At 54.0% G+C, this 17,739-nt stretch carries 17 protein-coding genes; 15 read left to right on the plus strand and 2 right to left on the minus strand.

Translation table 11 applies throughout. The annotated features are described in order from the left end of the window. Positions 1 to 109 precede the first annotated feature (109 nt). The gene (locus KXU80_RS23540) at positions 110 to 850 is read right to left on the minus strand and encodes a hypothetical protein (protein WP_219835554.1); all 741 of its coding nucleotides are present in this window, start codon (positions 848 to 850) and stop codon (positions 110 to 112) included. A 350-nt stretch (positions 851 to 1,200) separates the two neighbouring features. Between KXU80_RS23540 and coxB the strand changes: the two genes are divergently transcribed. From coxB to KXU80_RS23610, 14 genes are all read left to right on the plus strand, one after another. Further along, positions 1,201 to 2,244 (plus strand): cytochrome c oxidase subunit II, encoded by a 1,044-nt coding sequence (gene coxB / locus KXU80_RS23545; RefSeq protein ID WP_219835555.1) that lies wholly within the window; start codon positions 1,201 to 1,203, stop codon positions 2,242 to 2,244. 11 nt (positions 2,245 to 2,255) lie between these two features. Next, entirely contained in the window at positions 2,256 to 4,166 is a 1,911-nt protein-coding gene (gene ctaD / locus KXU80_RS23550) for a cytochrome c oxidase subunit I (protein WP_374987717.1), read from the plus strand. After that, a complete protein-coding gene (locus KXU80_RS23555; RefSeq protein ID WP_219835557.1) occupies positions 4,163 to 4,783 on the plus strand; it encodes a cytochrome c oxidase subunit 3 in 621 nt (206 codons plus the stop codon). The genes ctaD and KXU80_RS23555 overlap by 4 nt, the downstream gene beginning before the upstream one ends. 3 nt (positions 4,784 to 4,786) lie before the next feature. Further along, positions 4,787 to 5,104 (plus strand): cytochrome C oxidase subunit IV family protein, encoded by a 318-nt coding sequence (locus KXU80_RS23560; protein ID WP_219835558.1) that lies wholly within the window; start codon positions 4,787 to 4,789, stop codon positions 5,102 to 5,104. 85 nt (positions 5,105 to 5,189) lie between these two features. Further along, on the plus strand, positions 5,190 to 6,089 hold the full coding sequence (gene ctaG, locus KXU80_RS23565; RefSeq protein ID WP_219835559.1) for a cytochrome c oxidase assembly factor CtaG: 900 nt from the start codon (positions 5,190 to 5,192) through the stop codon (positions 6,087 to 6,089). Positions 6,090 to 6,142: 53 nt separating this feature from the next. Beyond that, a complete protein-coding gene (locus KXU80_RS23570) occupies positions 6,143 to 6,604 on the plus strand; it encodes a DUF420 domain-containing protein (protein ID WP_374987718.1) in 462 nt (153 codons plus the stop codon). Positions 6,605 to 6,774: 170 nt separating this feature from the next. After that, entirely contained in the window at positions 6,775 to 7,530 is a 756-nt protein-coding gene (locus KXU80_RS23575) for a DeoR/GlpR family DNA-binding transcription regulator (RefSeq protein WP_219835561.1), read from the plus strand. A gap of 104 nt (positions 7,531 to 7,634) precedes the next feature. Continuing rightward, a complete protein-coding gene (locus KXU80_RS23580; RefSeq protein ID WP_219835562.1) occupies positions 7,635 to 8,480 on the plus strand; it encodes a class I fructose-bisphosphate aldolase in 846 nt (281 codons plus the stop codon). 1 nt (position 8,481) lies between these two features. Continuing rightward, on the plus strand, positions 8,482 to 9,642 hold the full coding sequence (locus KXU80_RS23585) for a Gfo/Idh/MocA family protein (protein WP_219835563.1): 1,161 nt from the start codon (positions 8,482 to 8,484) through the stop codon (positions 9,640 to 9,642). A 1-nt stretch (position 9,643) separates the two neighbouring features. Then, complete coding sequence (locus KXU80_RS23590; RefSeq protein ID WP_258171129.1) at positions 9,644 to 10,855, plus strand: carbohydrate kinase family protein; 1,212 nt, start codon at positions 9,644 to 9,646, stop codon at positions 10,853 to 10,855. A gap of 35 nt (positions 10,856 to 10,890) precedes the next feature. Further along, the gene (locus KXU80_RS23595; protein ID WP_219835564.1) at positions 10,891 to 11,445 is read left to right on the plus strand and encodes a D-lyxose/D-mannose family sugar isomerase; all 555 of its coding nucleotides are present in this window, start codon (positions 10,891 to 10,893) and stop codon (positions 11,443 to 11,445) included. Positions 11,446 to 11,569: 124 nt separating this feature from the next. Further along, on the plus strand, positions 11,570 to 12,985 hold the full coding sequence (locus KXU80_RS23600) for an FAD-linked oxidase C-terminal domain-containing protein (RefSeq protein WP_219835565.1): 1,416 nt from the start codon (positions 11,570 to 11,572) through the stop codon (positions 12,983 to 12,985). Between the two features lie 13 nt (positions 12,986 to 12,998). Further along, complete coding sequence (locus KXU80_RS23605) at positions 12,999 to 14,498, plus strand: (Fe-S)-binding protein (protein WP_219839206.1); 1,500 nt, start codon at positions 12,999 to 13,001, stop codon at positions 14,496 to 14,498. Positions 14,499 to 14,687: 189 nt separating this feature from the next. After that, the gene (locus KXU80_RS23610; protein WP_219835566.1) at positions 14,688 to 15,248 is read left to right on the plus strand and encodes a GNAT family N-acetyltransferase; all 561 of its coding nucleotides are present in this window, start codon (positions 14,688 to 14,690) and stop codon (positions 15,246 to 15,248) included. Positions 15,249 to 15,338: 90 nt separating this feature from the next. On the opposite strand, the gene KXU80_RS23615 is transcribed toward KXU80_RS23610, so the two are convergent. Next, positions 15,339 to 16,037 (minus strand): MOSC domain-containing protein, encoded by a 699-nt coding sequence (locus tag KXU80_RS23615; RefSeq protein ID WP_219835567.1) that lies wholly within the window; start codon positions 16,035 to 16,037, stop codon positions 15,339 to 15,341. Positions 16,038 to 16,240: 203 nt separating this feature from the next. On the opposite strand from KXU80_RS23615, the gene KXU80_RS23620 reads away from it, so the two are divergent. Beyond that, positions 16,241 to 17,680 carry a MocR-like pyridoxine biosynthesis transcription factor PdxR gene (locus tag KXU80_RS23620; RefSeq protein ID WP_219835568.1) on the plus strand — a complete coding sequence of 480 codons (1,440 nt, stop codon included), beginning with the start codon at positions 16,241 to 16,243 and terminating at the stop codon, positions 17,678 to 17,680. The last annotated feature ends 59 nt before the right edge of the window (positions 17,681 to 17,739 follow it).

Genomic DNA, 17,739 nt, shown 5'->3' on the forward strand with positions numbered 1-17,739 from the left:
TATCATATCGCAAGTTGGCAGAATAAAGCAAATCTTTTTTTTCTTCATTATATAGGAAAATTGAAAAGGCCGGAAATCCATAATGGATCCCAGCCTTAGGTAGTTGGCATTATTTCCGTAATGCAGCTCGCCCCTGCTGCACATCGATTGGAGCAGGCACGTCATTGCCTCCGACGAATTGATGCTTAACCAGTTGGTTGAAGGAGGGTACCCACGGCGTGAGTGAATGGCCGGCCCAAGCCTCCTGGGCATACTGAATCAGATGGTTATTGAATTCCTTATTCGCCGAAATATGAACCTCCTGCACACTTGGGGCTAATTTGCGTATGCAGACCGCGATGGTCTGTTTCAATTCCCCAGAAATTTGATTATGATCATTGACCGTGAAATTTGAATTGTATGGCGTTGCGATCCGCTGATTGTTCCAGTAAGGGCTGCCGTTATCGACATTGTAGACCCCTTCGGTCGATCCGGAATTATTCTGCTCACGCGTGCCGGGACCGCCTGATTTCAAGGTGCCGGTTGCAGTCCAATCCGTCGTGATGCCGACATATGCGTTCTTGTCCGTTAGGAAGACAAGCGCGCCGGCAACGCCGTTAATATTGGAGACGTCATTGCTTAGAAGCGAGCTGTATTCAATCCAAGCGTTATCATGCTGCCCCGGGAGTCCGCTCATCGTGCCGTACATCCGGCTGCCGAGCATTTTGGGATCCCCTTTGTTCTTGCTTCCATAGTCAAAGGTGCTGTTCTGGACGTGGCGCTGATAATTACAGCCGGTTAAGCCCAAAGCCGCTGTCATTGAAGCAATGATCAGAATGAGGAATGACTTATGCAATGATCGTGTGTTCATGATATTCGCCCCTTTCGGTTAACCTCTCTTTAGAATGGGCCGGCGGAAAACAAATATGCATGACATTTCAATACATAAAGAACCATGGTTTATGCACACAATGTAGGATAGACATGGAGCCCTGACTACACAAATTGGCAAGCAAAAAAACGGCGGAAATCGTTGATTTTACTGCATTGAGAACAATTTGTGAACATCCTTCGGAACATTGACAAAAAGCACCTGCAACTTTATATTTAATAAAGTGATTAGATTGCAAAAGTTGTCTAAACATCCAGGAAAACACGCAGCAGAGCCGCTTTTTGCGCCATCTACGGCCGCTGTGAAAACGTAAAAAGTGGGGTTGATTGATGATGAATCGGTGGCACGTTCTAAAACGGCTTATGCCGCTTCTTGCCGGGATGGTGTTGCTGTTGTCAGCATGCGGACGAGCTGACTTGTCTACACTAAGACCGCAAGGGCCGGTTGCCGAAGAACAGTTCGGACTAATGAAATTAACGATCTTGATCATGGTCTTGGTCGTTGCGATTGTATTTGCGATCGCATTCTACGTAATTATCCGGTTTCGTCGCCGCCCAGGTGACAAATCGATCCCTGTGCAAGTGGAAGGTAACCACAAGCTGGAGATTATTTGGACCGTTATACCGATTATCCTTCTGATCATCCTTGGTGTTCCAACCGTTAAGACCGTATTCGGTCTGGCAGAGGATCACACGAAGGATCCTGATGCCGTGCAAATTAAAGTTACGGCTCACCAATATTGGTGGGAATTCGAATATCCTAACCTGGGTGTTAAGACAGCACAAGAACTGCTGATACCTAACGATGCGATTATTTCCGTGGAAGCGAAGACAGCTGACGTGCTTCACTCCTTCTGGATTCCGTCCTTGGCCGGTAAGATCGATACGAATCCGGGCGGAAACGTTAACATTATGTATTTTAAAGCGCCGAATCCGGGCGTGTACTTAGGTAAGTGCGCGGAGCTCTGCGGACCTTCGCATTCCTTGATGGATTTCAAAGTTAAAGTTGTAGACCGTGCTTCTTTCGATCGCTGGGTAACGGCAATGAAAAACCCGGTAGCTCTTCCAGAAAATCAAGAAATAGCAGAACTGCTAAACAAACAATGCCTATCCTGCCATGCGATCGGCGACAAAGGCGGACCGGCATTCCCGAACTTGACAGGTATCGGAAGCCGTCAAGCAGTTGCGGGTATCTTGGTAAACACGGATCAAGCGCAATACAAAAACGAAGGCACGGTTGAAGAGAACTTGAAGCGTTGGATTTCGGACCCTCAAGCGGTTAAACCGGGAACGCTGATGCCTAAGGTAGATCTGACGAAAGATCAAGTCGATGCCCTCGCGAAATATTTGGCCGGCTTGAAACTACAATATTAATTACTGACGGAATGAAGGAGGTACCTACTTTGGCTCATGCACATGCGGTTAAGCGGTACAGCGGTCTGATGGACTGGCTAACGACCGTAGACCATAAAAAAATCGGCATCCTGTATTTGATCGCGGGCGGTTTTTTCTTCCTAGTCGGCGGATTGGAAGCGCTCCTGATTCGAATCCAACTATGGAAGCCGCTCAATGACTTTGTAGCTGCGCATACGTATAACGAATTGCTTACGATGCACGGTACAACCATGATCTTCCTTGCGGCCATGCCGATGATATTCGCTTTAATGAACGCGATCGTGCCGCTGCAAATCGGCGCGCGCGACGTTGCATTCCCGTTCGTTAACGCGATCGGCTTCTGGACCTTCTTCGCGGGCGGCGTTCTCTTGAATGTCAGCTGGTTCGCGGGAGGTGCCCCGGATGCTGGCTGGACGTCATACGCTCCGCTTGCAACGCCTACTTACAGTGCCGGGCACGGTGTCGACTACTATGTTATCGGTCTTCAAATTGCCGGTATAGGAACGTTGGTCGGCGGTATTAACTTCTTGGCTACGATTATCAATATGCGCGCTCCGGGCATGAGCTTCATGCGTATGCCGATGTTTACTTGGACCGCGTTCATCACTTCCGCATTGATCTTGTTCGCTTTCCCGGCGCTGACGGTAGGCTTGGTGGCGTTGATGTTTGACCGCTTGTTCTCGGCGAATTTCTTCGAACCGACGAACGGCGGTAATGCAGTGCTTTGGGAGCATATCTTCTGGATCTTCGGACATCCTGAGGTGTATATCCTGATTCTGCCGTCATTTGGTATCATCTCCGAGGTCATCAGTGTATTTTCGCGCAAACGCCTTTTCGGGTACAGCTCGATGGTTTTCGCAACTGTGCTGATTGGCTTTCTCGGCTTCATGGTTTGGGCGCATCACATGTTCACGACAGGGCTTGGGCCGGTTGCGAACGCATTGTTCTCCATTGCGACAATGTTGATCGCCGTGCCGACAGGTATTAAAATTTTCAACTGGCTGTTTACGATGTGGGGCGGTTCCATTCGTTTCACTACGGCAAGCTTGTTTGCAATCGGATTCGTTCCGACGTTTGTCATGGGGGGCGTAACTGGCGTTATGCTTGCTGCAGCTCCAGCTGACTTCCAGTATCACGATTCTTACTTCGTCGTCGCTCACTTTCATTACGTAATTGTCGGCGGTTTGATTCTGGGACTTTTTGCAGGCTTGTTCTACTGGTGGCCGAAGATGTTCGGACGGATGTTAAGTGAAGGACTTGGTAAGCTCTGCTTCTGGTTCTTCTTCATTGGTTTCCACTTGACGTTCTTCGTACAGCATTTCCTTGGTTTGATGGGGATGCCGCGCCGCGTATGGACGTACCTGGACGGCTTGGGCTTCAACAATCTTAACTTGATCAGTACAATCGGAGCTATGCTGATGGGACTCGGTACGATCTTCTTCTTGCTGAACGTGCTCATCACTTCGTTCAAACCTCGCAACGCGAGCAACGATCCATGGGAAGACGGCCGTACGCTCGAGTGGACGATTCCTTCGCCGGCTCCAGAGTATAACTTTGCACAAACGCCGCTCGTTCGCGGTTATGATGCATATTGGAAAGAGAAAATGGAAGGCAAGAAGGAAATGCTGCCTGCTGAACCGCTTGGCTCGATTCACATGCCTTCACCTTCGATTTTGCCGCTCATCATGTCAATTGGTCTTTTCATCGCTGGACTTGGTTTCATGTATGGTAAGGGCGACTACGGCGACGGGTTCAAAGCATTTCTCTTTAACAATCACATCGTTGCAATCCTTGGCCTTGTGATTACGCTAGCGTGCATGTTCTTGCGTTCTGTTTACGACGATCATGGCTTCCATATCGAACCGGATGAAATTACTGGGGATAAGGGGGTAAAAGCATGAGCTCACATTCACATGTAGATGGACAGCTTCCACACGAGCCAGAGAAAGCAACACTCGAAGGCCGTAATAAAGTACTTGGCTTCTGGCTTTTCCTTGGTGCCGAAACCGTCTTGTTCGGATCGCTCTTCTCGGCGTTCCTGGCGCTTCGTCATCAAGTCGGCGACGGTAACCCTACCGCGCAAGATTTGTTCGAGCTTTCAACGACCGCTTGGGCGACTTTCATTCTCTTGACGTCTTCCTTGACCAGCGTATTTGCGATTCAAGCGATGCATACGAATAAAGTAAAGCCGATGATTACATGGTTGATCATCACCGTACTGCTTGGACTTGCGTTCCTTGGTCTTGAGATCGATGAGTTCACGAACTACGTCCATGAAGGCCACAAGTTCTCGACCAGTGCATTCAGCTCGTCGTTCTACACGCTTGTCGGCTTCCATGGTGCGCACGTATTGTTCGGGGTATTGTGGATCAGTATTCTGATTGGACAAATTTTCAAAAAGGGTCTGACTGTTGTAACTGCGCCTAAGATATATGTGGCCGGGATTTACTGGCACTTTATCGACGTTGTGTGGGTATTCATCTTCACCGTCGTTTATCTGATGGGAAAGGTGGGCTAACGAATGTCCAATCAACATTCCGCTGTCGAAGAGCAGAGCAAGCACCACAAGCATGAAGGACCTAAGAAGCACATCATCGCGTTCATTTTCTCCATTCTGCTGACCGTTATCGCATTCGCGATGGTTGCAGCCGGAGAAATCAACACAACCTTCATTTACATCTTCCTGGTTGCCATGGCAATGCTGCAAGTCTTCATTCAAATGGGCTTCTGGATGCACATGAAAGATCGCGGTCACATCTTCCCGATCGTCAGTATCCTGTTTGGCGTCGTTGTCGTATTCACGATTGTCATCATGGCCGAATACTGGGCTTGGTGGTAAATCGAACGTAAATAGCAGAGAGGGAGGTCCTAATTGGCCCCCTCTTTTGTTGTAAGTGAGCTTTACTGTGGAAAGGGGTACCAACATGCTCGGATTGCAATATTTCTCCTTTGAAGCGTTGTGGAGCCCATGGTTTTTCTTCTTGATGGCAGCATTAGTCATATTCTATTTTTACTTGGCTGGACCGTGGAAGGAAAAGCATGCATCCAATGAACCCAAAGTGACCGGATGGCAAAAAATACTGTTCGTATCCGGTATGATCATGTTGTACTTGGCGCAAGGCGGGCCGCTTGACCTGCTCGGCCATATGATGTTCACGTTTCATATGGTGGACATGTCTCTCTCGTATTTGATTGTACCTCCGCTTGTGCTGCTTGGCATTCCGGCGTACTTGTGGCGGATCGCTTTCCGCGCATCCTTCTGGTCCAAGCTAAGCGGGTTTATGCATCCGATTCTGACGCTTGTACTGTTCAATATGCTGTTCTCGATTTATCATGTACCGCTTGTACATGACTACGTTATGACGCATTTTGCTGTGCATCGAATCTACTATTTGGTATTGCTTGTCACTTCGTTTATGATGTGGTGGCAGATTGCTTGTCCGGTACCGGAATGGAACCGTCTTACGGATCTTCGCAAGATGGCTTATATATTCGCAAATGGGATGCTGCTGACCCCTGCTTGCGCGCTCATTATTTTCTCAAGCACCTCGATGTATGCGACATACAGCGATCCGGAAATTTGGGCAAGAGCGATGGGCTACTGCATAGGTGGAGATTCCGGCTCATTGCTGGCCAAGTTTACGGGCCCGACCTTCTTCAATTTAATGGAGCCTGTGGAAGATCAGCAGCTAGGCGGTATCGTGATGAAGCTTGTGCAAGAAGTAATGTACGGCTGCATTTTGGCGTATGTCTTCTTCCAATGGTATAAGAAAGAACACAAAGATTCGGAGGATGAGGTTCCGGATCACGGTGCGCTAAGTTAAGGAAAATTAGGAAAACGACTTTTCTGTAGAAACGGACGGGATGTATCTTGTCAATGTACGATGTTTTACCGGCGATCAGTACTTCGTTTATCGCACTGAGCGCCATTCTAGTAGCTATCGGATGGAACCTTGCGATCAAGAGAAGGCTGGATGCACATAAGAAAGTGATGATTGCGGGCGCGATCGCAGCACTCTGCTTCTTCATCATCTATGTGTCCCGGACGATCTTCGTCGGCAACACCGATTGGGGCGGCTCCGATGCGCTCAAGCCTTACTACCTGACCTTCCTCTTCTTCCATATCGTACTCGCCACAGTCGGTGCAGTATTCGGAATTACGACGCTGACGCTTGCGTTTCGCGAGCGCTTTGCGAAGCATCGCAAGTGGGGACGCGTCACGTCGGTCATTTGGTTAATAACGGCGATTACAGGCATTATCGTGTATGTCCTGCTTTATCAAATGTATCCGGGCGGTCACACGAAACCGGTGCTGGATGTACTGTTTGGCAATAAGTAATAAGTAATAAGTAATAAGTAATAAATAATCCAAAAAAAACGAGTGAAGCGGTAAATCTCCTTGTGAGGTTTACCGCTTTTTTGTATGATAATGTTAGTTAGAAACATCTGTTTGTTTTGAACAGTAAGCGTTGACTACGTATGCACAGCAAGAATACAGGAGTGGAGAAGATGAGCTTGAATGAACGGCAGCAGCAGCTGATGCACATGCTGGGGACCGCCGGCGAAGTGAAGGTGGCCGCTTTGAAAGAAACGTTCGGCGTGACGGAAATGACGATACGCCGCGATTTGGAGAAGCTGGAGCTGGCGGGTTATGCGAAACGAACATTCGGCGGAGCCATTCTGGCATCGAAGGATATTGCGATTGGGGAAAGAACGGGCGTCTTGACGGAGGAGAAGAGCAGAATTGGCAAGGCGGCCGCGGCGCTGGTGCACGAGCAGGATGCTGTCTTCATCGATGGGGGTTCGACAACCCTTTACGTAGCGCGTCATTTAAAGCCAGAAATGGGCATAACGGTCGTTACGAACGCGCTCAATATAGCGCTTGAACTGCTCGAGCGCGGGATTACGACTGTGGTTACCGGAGGAATGGCGCTTGAATCAACCTCGACGCTGGTGGGACCGGCAACGATCGAAGCCATTGGCAAAATGGCATTTGACCGTGTGTTCCTAGGGGCGACGGGTCTTACGGCTAGGCATGGCTTCAGCAACTCTAATATGTACGAAGCAGAGGTCAAGCGAATGGCAATTGCCCAGGCGGCGGAAGTGAATATCGTTGCGGACCATACGAAATACGGCGCAAAGGAATTATTCTCCTTCGCGGGTCTCGGCGGCGTGAACCGGATCATCAGCAATACCATGCCGGAGGATGCGCTGCTGCAAGCGTGCAGAGAGTACGGCGTGGAGCTTGTCGTTGCTGAGGAATGAGTAACCGTTTCCAATAATAATGTAGACGATCGATGCTGCCTAAGTTAAGATGATGTTACAAACGGACATGAATTTGTGGTTGTGAAACAGAGGGGATGGATGGCATGTCGGCTGAGCCGCGACTGAACCGAATGTTTAGCGAGCAGGGAAAATGTTTGGATGTTGCCGTGGATCATGGCTTCTTCAACGAATATTCATTCTTGACCGGTATCGAAAATATGAGGCAGGCGGTCCAAACGATTGCGGAAGCGAATCCGGATTGCATGCAACTAAGCATTGGACAATCCAAATGGCTGCAGTCTGTACCAGGCAAGAGCAAGCCTGGGCTTGTGCTGCGAACGGACGCGGCGAATATTTACGGCACGGAGCTGCCGCGGTTTCTGTTCAGCGAGGTCATCGACCGCGCAATCGAGAAGGCGGTTGCGCTGGACGCCGTAGCTGTATGCGTCAACCTGCTGCTGCTGCCGGATCAGCCGGAGCTGCACCATCAATGCGTGCGCAACATATCGCTGCTGAAGAGCGAATGCGAGAGATACGGCATGCCGCTGATGGTCGAACCGCTCGTCATGCTGCCGAATGCAGCGAAGGGCGGTTATATGGCGGATGGCGATATCAGCAAAATCATGCCGCTTGTCAGGCAGGGCGTCGAGCTTGGTGCGGATGTGATTAAGGCCGATCCTTGCGATGATTTGTCGCAGTATCACCGAGTCATTGAAGCGGCTTCCGGCATCCCGGTGCTCGTTCGCGGAGGCGGAAGGGCCGGTGACGAAGAAATCATGAACCGGACGTCCGAGCTGATGAAGCAAGGAGCATCCGGCATTGTGTACGGCCGTAATGTGATTCAGCACGCTAATCCGATGGCCATGACGAAGGCGTTGATGGCGATCGTGCATCATGGCGCCACGCCGGAGCAGGCGCTTGACATGCTGCACGGCGAGGAGGCGCGTTGAGATGAAGAAGCGAATCATTCGATTCGGCGTCATCGGCTGCGGCTTGATGGGGAAAGAATTCGCCAGCGCGGCGGCAAGATGGCTGCATCTAGAGGAGGTTGATTTCGAGCCGCGTATCGTGGCGGTGTGTGATGCCAATCCCGCTGCGATGGCGTGGTTCCTGCGTCAAGTGCCGAGTGTTGTGCGTTCGTACTCCGATTATAGGGAACTGCTGGCGGATGCGGAGGTGGAGGCGGTCTATTGCGCGGTCCCTCATCATATGCATGGTCAGATGTACGTCGACATCATTGAGGCAGGCAAGCATCTGCTCGGCGAGAAGCCGTTCGGCATCGACGCGCCTGCCAATTTGCGCATCAACGCGGCGTTAGCGGCTAAGCCGGACGTAATTGTCCGCTGCTCGTCGGAATTTCCGTTCTATCCCGGCGCATATCAACTGATAAAATGGGTCAAAGAAGGCAGGTTCGGGCGTATGATTGAAGTAGAGGCCGGTTTTTGGCACTCTAGTGATCTGGATCCCGCGAAGCCGATTAACTGGAAGCGGCGGATTGCGACGAACGGCGAATACGGCTGCATGGGCGATCTCGGTATGCACGTCCTGCATGTACCGCTGCGCTTCGGGTGGAAGCCGGACAACGTCAGGGCGCTGCTGAGCAAGATCGTGGCGGAGCGTCCGGACGGCAATGGCGGTACGGTCCCGTGCGAAACGTGGGATAATGCGATTATGGCGTGCGAGGTCAGAACGGCAGATCAGCAGTTTCCGATGCTGCTGTCAACGAAGCGGATCGCGCCGGGTCATGCCAACACATGGTTCATCCGCATTCAAGGCACGGAAATGTCGGCAGAGTTTTCGACGAAGAACCCAAAGCAGTTATTGTCGCTGGCCTATGCACCGGGCAGACCGCAGGCATGGCAGACGGTCGATGTACCGTATCAATCCGCTTACGACACGATTACGGGCGGCATCTTCGAGTTCGGCTTTTCCGATTCGATTCTGCAGATGTGGGCGGCATTTTGCGATGAACTCGCGCACGGTAAGGATGGAATGCTTCAGGCATTCACCTGCGCAACACCGGAGGAAGCAAGAGGCAGCCACCGCGTCTTCACCGCATCACTGGAATCGCAGCGTACGGGCGCGACCGTGAGCATCGATTGGGGGAATTGACGTGGGGACAGCACTCAAGAGCGTGGAAGTCGTTGCCGCAGGGCATATTTGTCTGGACGTCATTCCGAGCCTATGCACACAGCTTGGGATGGGGACGCTGCTGGTACCGGGGAAGCTGGTGGAAATCGGCGCTGCGCAGATTGCGGTTGGAGGAGCGGCCGCCAATACAGGGCTGGCACTGCATCGGTTAGGGCTTCGCACGAAGCTGATGGGCAAGATCGGCAGCGATCTGTTCGGCGAGGCGATTCTGCGGATACTTCGGGAATACGACCACGAGCTGGCGGACGGTATGATCATTGCGCCCGGCGAGCATACCTCGTACACGATCGTCATTAATCCGCCCCAAATCGATCGGATATTTCTCCACTGCACCGGCGCGAACGACCATTTTGCTGCGGACGATTTGCAGGTTGAAGAACTGGCAGGAGCAAGGCTGTTTCATTTCGGCTACCCGCCGCTAATGCGGCAGATGTACATGAACGGGGGAACGGAACTCGCAGCGCTGTTATCGCGAGTGAAAGGGAGAGGACTCACGGTATCGCTCGATATGGCGAAGCCGGACCCGGGGTCGCCGGCAGGGCAGGCGGATTGGCGAAGCATTCTTATGAAAGCGCTCCCTTTTGTCGATGTGTTTCTGCCGAGCTTCGAGGAAATTCTCTTCATGCTTCGGCGCGGCCGTTATGAGGAGCTGGCTGCGGCGCATGGCAGCGATTTGCTGCCGTTCGCGGAAGGGCCGCTGCTTCGCGAATTGGCAGAGGAGCTGCTGACACTTGGATCGGCCATCGTCGTGCTGAAGCTTGGCGAGCATGGGCTGTATTTGCGCACGACAAGCGATCCTTCGAGGCTGGCTGATATGGGGAAAGGTGCTGTAGGCATGATAGAAGCATGGCTGGACCGTGAGCTGCTGGCGCCTTGCTTCGAGGTTGAAGTCACAGGGACGACCGGGGCAGGCGACTGCACGATTGCGGGATTTCTGGCAGGCTTGCTGCGAGGTTATGGGCCGGAAGAGACGTTGAACGGAGCGGTTGCGGCAGGGGCATGCAATGTGGAGCAGGCGGATGCGACGAGCGGCGTGCGTTCTTGGGAAGCGATCGAAGCGCGGCTGGCAGCCGGCTGGCCGAAGCGTCCTGTGCATCATGCGCTGCAGGAGTGGAGCAAAGCTCGCGATTCTTCAGGTATTTGGCATGGACCGGCAGAGCGAAGGAAGCGCTAGGCGGCCGCTCAAGATAAATAATTATCGGGAGGGTGATGGATTTGAAAAGAAGTGAAATCGTCGCTGCGCGGAAGCGGACAGCGGATATTTTGGACCGCGCCGGCATTGCGCTAACGCCGTATGAACGGGAAACGATCGAGATTGCGGACTTCGGGCTGGGCGATTTGCAGCGGCAGGGCCTGGAAATTGTCACCTGCATCAACACGGACCGCTACTGCGCCAAGGAGCTTGTGCTGTTCCCGGGCCAAACCTGCCCCGAGCATCTGCATCCTCCTGTCGACGGCGGCCTTGGCAAAATGGAAACGTTCCGGTGCCGCTCAGGCTTGGTGTATCTCTATGTAGAAGGGGAAAACAGCGGCATTATCCAAGCGGAAGTACCGCCGGGGAGCGAGGACTATTATACGGTCTTCCGCGAAATCGAACTGCGCCCAGGGCAGCAGTATACAATCCCGCCGGGCACGAAGCATTGGTTCCAGGCAGGGGAAAGAGGGGCGGTCGTATCGGAGTTCTCGAGCACGAGCCGCGACGAATATGATCTATTCACGGATCCGAACGTGAGGCGGATTCCGATCGTGGACGAAGCGATATAAACGGTCTCGCCCTCGCAGTTGTTCGAGCAGAATCGGACTGACCGTTCGAGGCGGCCGGTTCTGCTGCGGACTTGACCGATGCCGGGGAAGCCGCCAATTTCATATGCACAAAGGGGAGTTCATCATGCTTCAGGAAGTGATTGCAAGCCAGCTTCGCGGCATCGTCGGCGAGAAGTGGTTCAGAGACGACCGGGAATCGCTCATTACTCATTCCTATGACGGCACGCCGATGCTGCAGTCGCTTCCGGACGGCGTGATCTATCCCGAGAATACAGATCAGGTCGCCGCTATTCTGAGGCTTCTTCAACAATACCGGGTCCCTGTCGTGAGCCGCGGCTCAGGCACGAATCTGTGCGGGGGCACGGTACCCGTGGAGGGCGGCGTCGTCATGGTCATGCACCGGATGAACCGCATCTTGGAGGTCGACCTTGAGAATCTCACGGCGACGTTGCAGCCGGGGCTGAACACCAAGACCTTCATCTCGCATGTGGAAGGACTGGGGCTCTTCTATCCCCCAGATCCCAGCAGTATGGCGATCTCGACGATCGGCGGCAATATTGCCGAATGTTCGGGCGGTCTGCGTGGACTGAAGTACGGCACGACGAAGGATTACGTCATCGGCCTTGAGGCCGTGCTGGCGAGCGGCGAAATTATTCGTACCGGCGGTAAGCTGATGAAGGACGTGGCCGGCTACGATTTGACCAAGCTGCTTGTCGGCTCGGAAGGCACGCTCGCCGTCATTACGGAAGCGACGCTGAAGCTCATTCCGCCGCCGAAGAGCAAGAAGACGATGCTTGCGATGTATAAGGACCTCTACGGCGCGGCGCGTACCGTGTCCAGCATTATCGAGAGCCGGATCATTCCGGCAACGCTGGAGTTTCTGGACAATCCGACGATCCGGGTCGTCGATGATTTTGCGAAGCTGGGCCTGCCGCTCGATATGGCGGCCATCCTGCTGATCGAGCAGGATGGCGATCCCGAGACGGTGGAGCGGGACATTGCGCGTATCGCGGACATTTGCAGGAGCGAGAACGCGGAGCGCGTAAGCATCGCGGCCGATGAGGCGGAGGCGCTGAAGCTGCTGACAGCGCGAAGGAGCGCTTTCACCGCGCTCGCCCGGCTGCGGCCGACGACGATTCTCGAGGATGCGACGGTGCCGCGCTCGAAGATCGCGGAGATGGTGCTCGCGATCAACGAAATCGCGGCGCGCCACCGCGTCACAATTTGCACGTTCGGACATGCCGGCGACGGCAATCTGCATCCGACGGCGACGACGGACGCGCGCGATGCCGAAGAGATTCACCGCGTGGAGGCGGCGTTCGAGGACATCTTCGAAGCGGCGATCGCGCTAGGCGGCACGATAACCGGCGAGCACGGCGTCGGGCTCGTGAAGGCGCCGTTCCTGGAGTGGAAGGTAGGCACGGCAGGCATCGAGGTGATGCGGGCGATTAAGCTGGCTTTCGACCCGAGCAATATCTTGAACCCGGGCAAAATCTTCGCGAAGTCGGCTCGCAAAAGGGTGGTGCTCGGCCGTGGTTAAGACGCTTAGCGACATGATCCCGGCTTCGCCCGGCGGGACCTGGGGCGAGCTTGCGTCCTCACTGAAGCAATCGCTGGATTATGATCAGCTCACCAACTGCATGCGCTGCGGCTTCTGTCTCCCGGCCTGCCCGACCTTCCGGGAAACAGGCATCGAAGCGGAGTCGCCGCGCGGCCGCATTGCCCTGATGAAGGCGGTCGCTGACGGCTTGATGGATCCGGACGCGGCCTTCGAGACGCAGATGAACCATTGCCTCGGCTGCCGTGCCTGCGAACCGGCTTGTCCGGCGGACGTGAAGTACGGGCAGCTGCTGGAGCAGGCGCGATCATCCATTGAGATGCATACGAAGACGCACCGCTGGTGGGTGAAGACGTTGCGGAAGGCCGCCTTCGACGGCATGTTTCCGCATCAAGGCCGAATGCGCCTGCTGGGCGGAGCGCTGCAGCTGTACCAGCGGTCCGGCCTGCGCAAGCTGGTCCGAGGCGCCGGCTTGATGCGGCTGTTTCCGGCACCTATGCGGGAGATGGAAGCGATTCTGCCGGATGCCGCCTACAAGGGCGTCGTGGAGCAGATCGGCGCGTTCCATCCGGCGAAGGGCGATCGTATCGCTACGGTCGGCCTGTTCCGCGGCTGCATCATGGACGTGCTGTTCACGGAAACGAACAAGCACACGGTCGAGCTGCTGAATGAAGCGGGCTTCGATGTCGTGATCCCGGATGCGCAGAACTGCTGCGGCGCGCTCCATGCCCATAGCGGCGAACAGGAGGGGGCGAAGTCGCTCGCGCGTCGTAATATCTCGGCATTCGAGGCGGCCGGCGTGGATTGGATCGTCTCCAATGCAGGCGGGTGCGGCGCGCTGCTCGTGGAGTATGATCATCTGCTGCATGACGATCCGCAGTGGAGCGGCGGTGCAGCCTGGTTCGCGAAGCGGGCCGTTGACGTGAGCAAGCTGCTCGTGGAGCACGGGCTTCTGCAGGCTTCAGTGCAAACGGCCGTGCCCGTGGGAACGCAGGGGGCTGCCACTGCGCGGGTCGGTGCATCAGACATAGGCAGCACAGCATCATCGCCGGCCGGCGGCGAGGTGCTTGCAGCCGATCCCGGCCGCAGGGGTTCCTGCGGCGGATCGAATGGAGCCACGCCCCCCGCTGCTGCTGTCGAAATGGTTCGCATCACGTATCAGGATTCGTGCCATCTGCGCAACGTGATGCGTTCTTCCGACGCGCCGCGCACGCTGATGCGCAGCGTGGCGAACGCCGAATTCATCGAGCTTGCAGAAAGCGACCGCTGCTGCGGATCGGCGGGAATCTACAACTTGACGCAGCCCGAGATGGCGGGTCAAATTCTGGATCATAAGATGGAACAGGTGAAACGGACGAACGCCTATTATTTGCTGACGAGCAATCCCGGCTGCCTGCTGCAGATGAAGCTTGGCATCGAGAAGCATGGGATGAGCGGCGATATGCAGGCCGTGCATCTGGTTGATTTTCTGCATGAGCGGATCTGCGTCCGTTAGTTCGAAGAGAGGAAGACTGTGCTGCACCGTGAACCGTGCATAATCGCTGCCACGGCCGAAGCTGGTTATGTCAGTCATGCGCGAATCGACGTTTACATGTGCGAATCCAATCTCTATAATGGGTACAAACTCAAGATCGCAGACGCATGCTGGCTGCGGCATACAGAGTCCAGAGGAGGATTCGGCACTATGCGTACCGCTGCTTTGTTCACGCACCCGCCTATATTCGAAACAGAACGGCTCCTGCTGCGCAGGCTCGAGCTGACCGATGCGCCCGATTATTATGCAGTGGCTTCCGATCCGCTTGTATCGGAGACGGCGATTTGGCAGCGCCACGAGTCGATAGAGGACACGCTCGGCTTCTTGCAGGTCACGCAGGATAAGTTCGAAGCCGCACAAGCCTTCCATTGGGGCATTATCGAGCGAGCAAGCGGCCGGCTGATTGGCCGGACAGGATTGTTCAGCCTGGATGCCGCGCACGAGAAGGCGGAGATCGGTTATGCGCTATCGAGCCAGTATTGGAATCAAGGCATTGTGACGGAAGCGTCGCGGCTCATCATCCATTACGGCCTTCGGGAAGCGGGGCTGAACCGAATCGAGGCGCGCTGCAATGCGAACAATGCAGGCTCCTGTCGCGTGCTGGAGAAGCTCGGCATGACCTATGAAGGGATACTGCGCAAGCAGCTCAAGATAAAGGGCGTGTTCGTCGATCAACGGATGTATGGCATACTGGGCAGCGATCTTCTCTGAACGGGACAAGCCGCACCACTCGAATCTTCTTATATAAATAGGCCGCTGGGAGGTTAACCGGCGGCCTATTGTATAGGGTAGGTTTACACGTTATGGCTGCTCGCTCTGCTTGCTGCCTAAGATGCGTTCGCTGCTATCAATCGTAATCCCTGCGCGCCTTTTCTCAAGCGTACTCCGCCAACTCACAGATAATTCGTTCACGCGCAGCAGCTTCTCTACACCTTCAATATGATCGCGGTCATGATGCATGACCCGGTTCGCGAAGGCCACCGTTACGGCTTCCGGATGATGACTCAATTGGAGCAGCTTATCGGTATATTCGACCTTGCCCTGCTGCAGCACGCGGAAATAAAAACCGGTAAATCCGGTTTCCTGCACCTTCACGGGCATCTTGGGCGATTCGTAGCGAGCAGCTAATTTGAAACAAGGCTGTCTTGGCTGACTGACCTGAACGATGGCGCTTCCGAGTTGATAAACATCCCCGATACAAATCTCCGATTCCAATAAACCGCAAACGGTCAGATTTTCACCGAAAGCCCCATAGGCAAGCGGCCTCCCAAGTTCCTTTTCCCAGAATGGATAGTGCTCGTAGCTATACACGCAAACCGCCTTATCCTTTCCTCCGTGATGCTTAAGGTCGGCTTGTCCGTCACCTTCAAAGCGCTCCCAGTACAAGTCCAATGGCTGATAAACGGGCGTTTTGAAAATACCTGTAGTCACGTCCTTCTGGTTAAACGTCATTAGCGTCGGCATGCCAACATTGAGCGAAAGCAGCATTCCACGTCTCATTGGACTCTCCCTCCTAGTCGGTAATAGTGCGATATTTATAAATGCGCCCTTGACGCATCGTATAGAAACAGGATTGCTGCAAACTATAAAGCGTGTGCGCCTAGTTAATATAACAGCGCAATGGCATGCACGTACATAGCCAAAGATTCGATTTCGTTGCAGTCCATAACGCGATTACCATGCCAGAAATACAGGTGATTTCCATGTTGAAAGTGAACCGCGATGATCCCAAACCGATCTGGCAGCAATTGCTGGACCAAATCATTTGCAATATATCTACCGGTAAATGGCCGCCCGGCGAGCAGCTTATTCCGTCTCGCGAACTGGCACATAAGCTTGGTGTCTCCCGCTCGACCGTACAGCTCGTCTACGAAGAACTGCTTGCCCGGGGTTACATCGAGACGTCCAGGCGAGGAGGTACCCGGGTAATTTCGTGCTGGAATATCGAGTCCGGTGCCTCGCCGCAGCAGATGCCTGAATGTCCGGTCATTCCTTCGATTCCGCTCTTACAGACTTCGGTCGACCGCTTGCAGCAGTGGCTCAAGGGCGAAGAAACGGGTGAAGTCAAGATTGATTTTAACCCGCATGAGCCTTATGTGGATGACCTCTTCCAGAAGCTTTGGCGGCAGACGTACCATCATGTGTCTTCCTGCATGCAACCATGCGATTGGGGTTACGGAAATACTTACGGATATGTCCCTTTGCGCGAGAGAATCCAGCGTTATCTATCGCTCGAACGCGGGATTCATGTTCAGCTCGATCAAATCCTGTTAACTTCCGGCGCACAGCATGCCATTGATCTGATCGCGCAATCCCTGCTTAGCGAAGGGGATATGGTCACCATTGAAGATCCGGGCTATCCGGCTGCCTGGCTTGCGATGAATTATCGCCGCATGCATGTCGTCCCCGTACCTGTCGATGAATACGGCCTCGCCGTCGATCGCATTCCCCCGGAAGCCAAACTCACCTTCGTCACGCCATCTCACCAATGTGCGGTCGGAGTTGTGATGGCGGAGCCGCGAAGGCAGAAGCTAATTCAGTGGGCACTGAAGAATCGGAGTTGGATCATCGAGGACGACTATGACAGCGAGTTTCGTTATCACGGCAACCCGTTGCCGACATTATTCAGCCAAGCGCCGAATCATACGCTGTATCTGATGAGCTTCTCCAAAATGATTGCGCCAGGTCTCCGCATGGCGGCGCTCGTCGGGTCGGCCGAAGCTATCGCTCAGATTGCGCGCGTGCAGGTGCTGAGTCACCGCCAGCTGCCGATCATGGAGAGCGTTACGCTTACCCGTTTCATGGAGCTAGGCCACTGTATGCGGCATATGCGAAGGGTCCGCAACATATACAGGCGGCGGCATGAAACCATGATCAAAGCGATTAACGCCAGCGGTTTAACCAAAAGGTTAACATTGTCCGAGATTGAAACGGGTTCACATATGCTGCTGGAAGCCGATCCGTCGTTCGACGAACGAAAAGTGACATCGGAGCTGCTGCGTAGAGGCGTTCGCGTGTATCCGCTAAGTCTTTACTGCATCGAAAGCACCAGAAAGGGCTGGGTACTGGGATTCGCCAAAGTGGACGAAAGGTCGATCGAAGAGGGAATCGCGCATCTCGCGGACGTATGTTTACGCTCGTGACGGCGGCTACAGGATAATATATCGGCTTTTGGTATGCTTGTATACGTCCAAATAAGCCG

It is taken from the genome of Paenibacillus sp. R14(2021) (assembly GCF_019431355.1).
Lineage (GTDB): Bacteria > Bacillota > Bacilli > Paenibacillales > Paenibacillaceae > Paenibacillus_Z.

Coding starts and splice junctions, on each gene's coding strand:
- KXU80_RS23540 (WP_219835554.1), bottom strand. CDS start 850: ATGAACACACGATCATTGCATAAGTCATTCCTCATTCTGATCATTGCT.
- coxB (WP_219835555.1), top strand. CDS start 1,201: ATGATGAATCGGTGGCACGTTCTAAAACGGCTTATGCCGCTTCTTGCC.
- ctaD (WP_374987717.1), top strand. CDS start 2,256: ATGAAGGAGGTACCTACTTTGGCTCATGCACATGCGGTTAAGCGGTAC.
- KXU80_RS23555 (WP_219835557.1), top strand. CDS start 4,163: ATGAGCTCACATTCACATGTAGATGGACAGCTTCCACACGAGCCAGAG.
- KXU80_RS23560 (WP_219835558.1), top strand. CDS start 4,787: ATGTCCAATCAACATTCCGCTGTCGAAGAGCAGAGCAAGCACCACAAG.
- ctaG (WP_219835559.1), top strand. CDS start 5,190: ATGCTCGGATTGCAATATTTCTCCTTTGAAGCGTTGTGGAGCCCATGG.
- KXU80_RS23570 (WP_374987718.1), top strand. CDS start 6,143: ATGTACGATGTTTTACCGGCGATCAGTACTTCGTTTATCGCACTGAGC.
- KXU80_RS23575 (WP_219835561.1), top strand. CDS start 6,775: ATGAGCTTGAATGAACGGCAGCAGCAGCTGATGCACATGCTGGGGACC.
- KXU80_RS23580 (WP_219835562.1), top strand. CDS start 7,635: ATGTCGGCTGAGCCGCGACTGAACCGAATGTTTAGCGAGCAGGGAAAA.
- KXU80_RS23585 (WP_219835563.1), top strand. CDS start 8,482: ATGAAGAAGCGAATCATTCGATTCGGCGTCATCGGCTGCGGCTTGATG.
- KXU80_RS23595 (WP_219835564.1), top strand. CDS start 10,891: ATGGATTTGAAAAGAAGTGAAATCGTCGCTGCGCGGAAGCGGACAGCG.
- KXU80_RS23600 (WP_219835565.1), top strand. CDS start 11,570: ATGCTTCAGGAAGTGATTGCAAGCCAGCTTCGCGGCATCGTCGGCGAG.
- KXU80_RS23605 (WP_219839206.1), top strand. CDS start 12,999: ATGATCCCGGCTTCGCCCGGCGGGACCTGGGGCGAGCTTGCGTCCTCA.
- KXU80_RS23610 (WP_219835566.1), top strand. CDS start 14,688: ATGCGTACCGCTGCTTTGTTCACGCACCCGCCTATATTCGAAACAGAA.
- KXU80_RS23615 (WP_219835567.1), bottom strand. CDS start 16,037: ATGAGACGTGGAATGCTGCTTTCGCTCAATGTTGGCATGCCGACGCTA.
- KXU80_RS23620 (WP_219835568.1), top strand. CDS start 16,241: ATGTTGAAAGTGAACCGCGATGATCCCAAACCGATCTGGCAGCAATTG.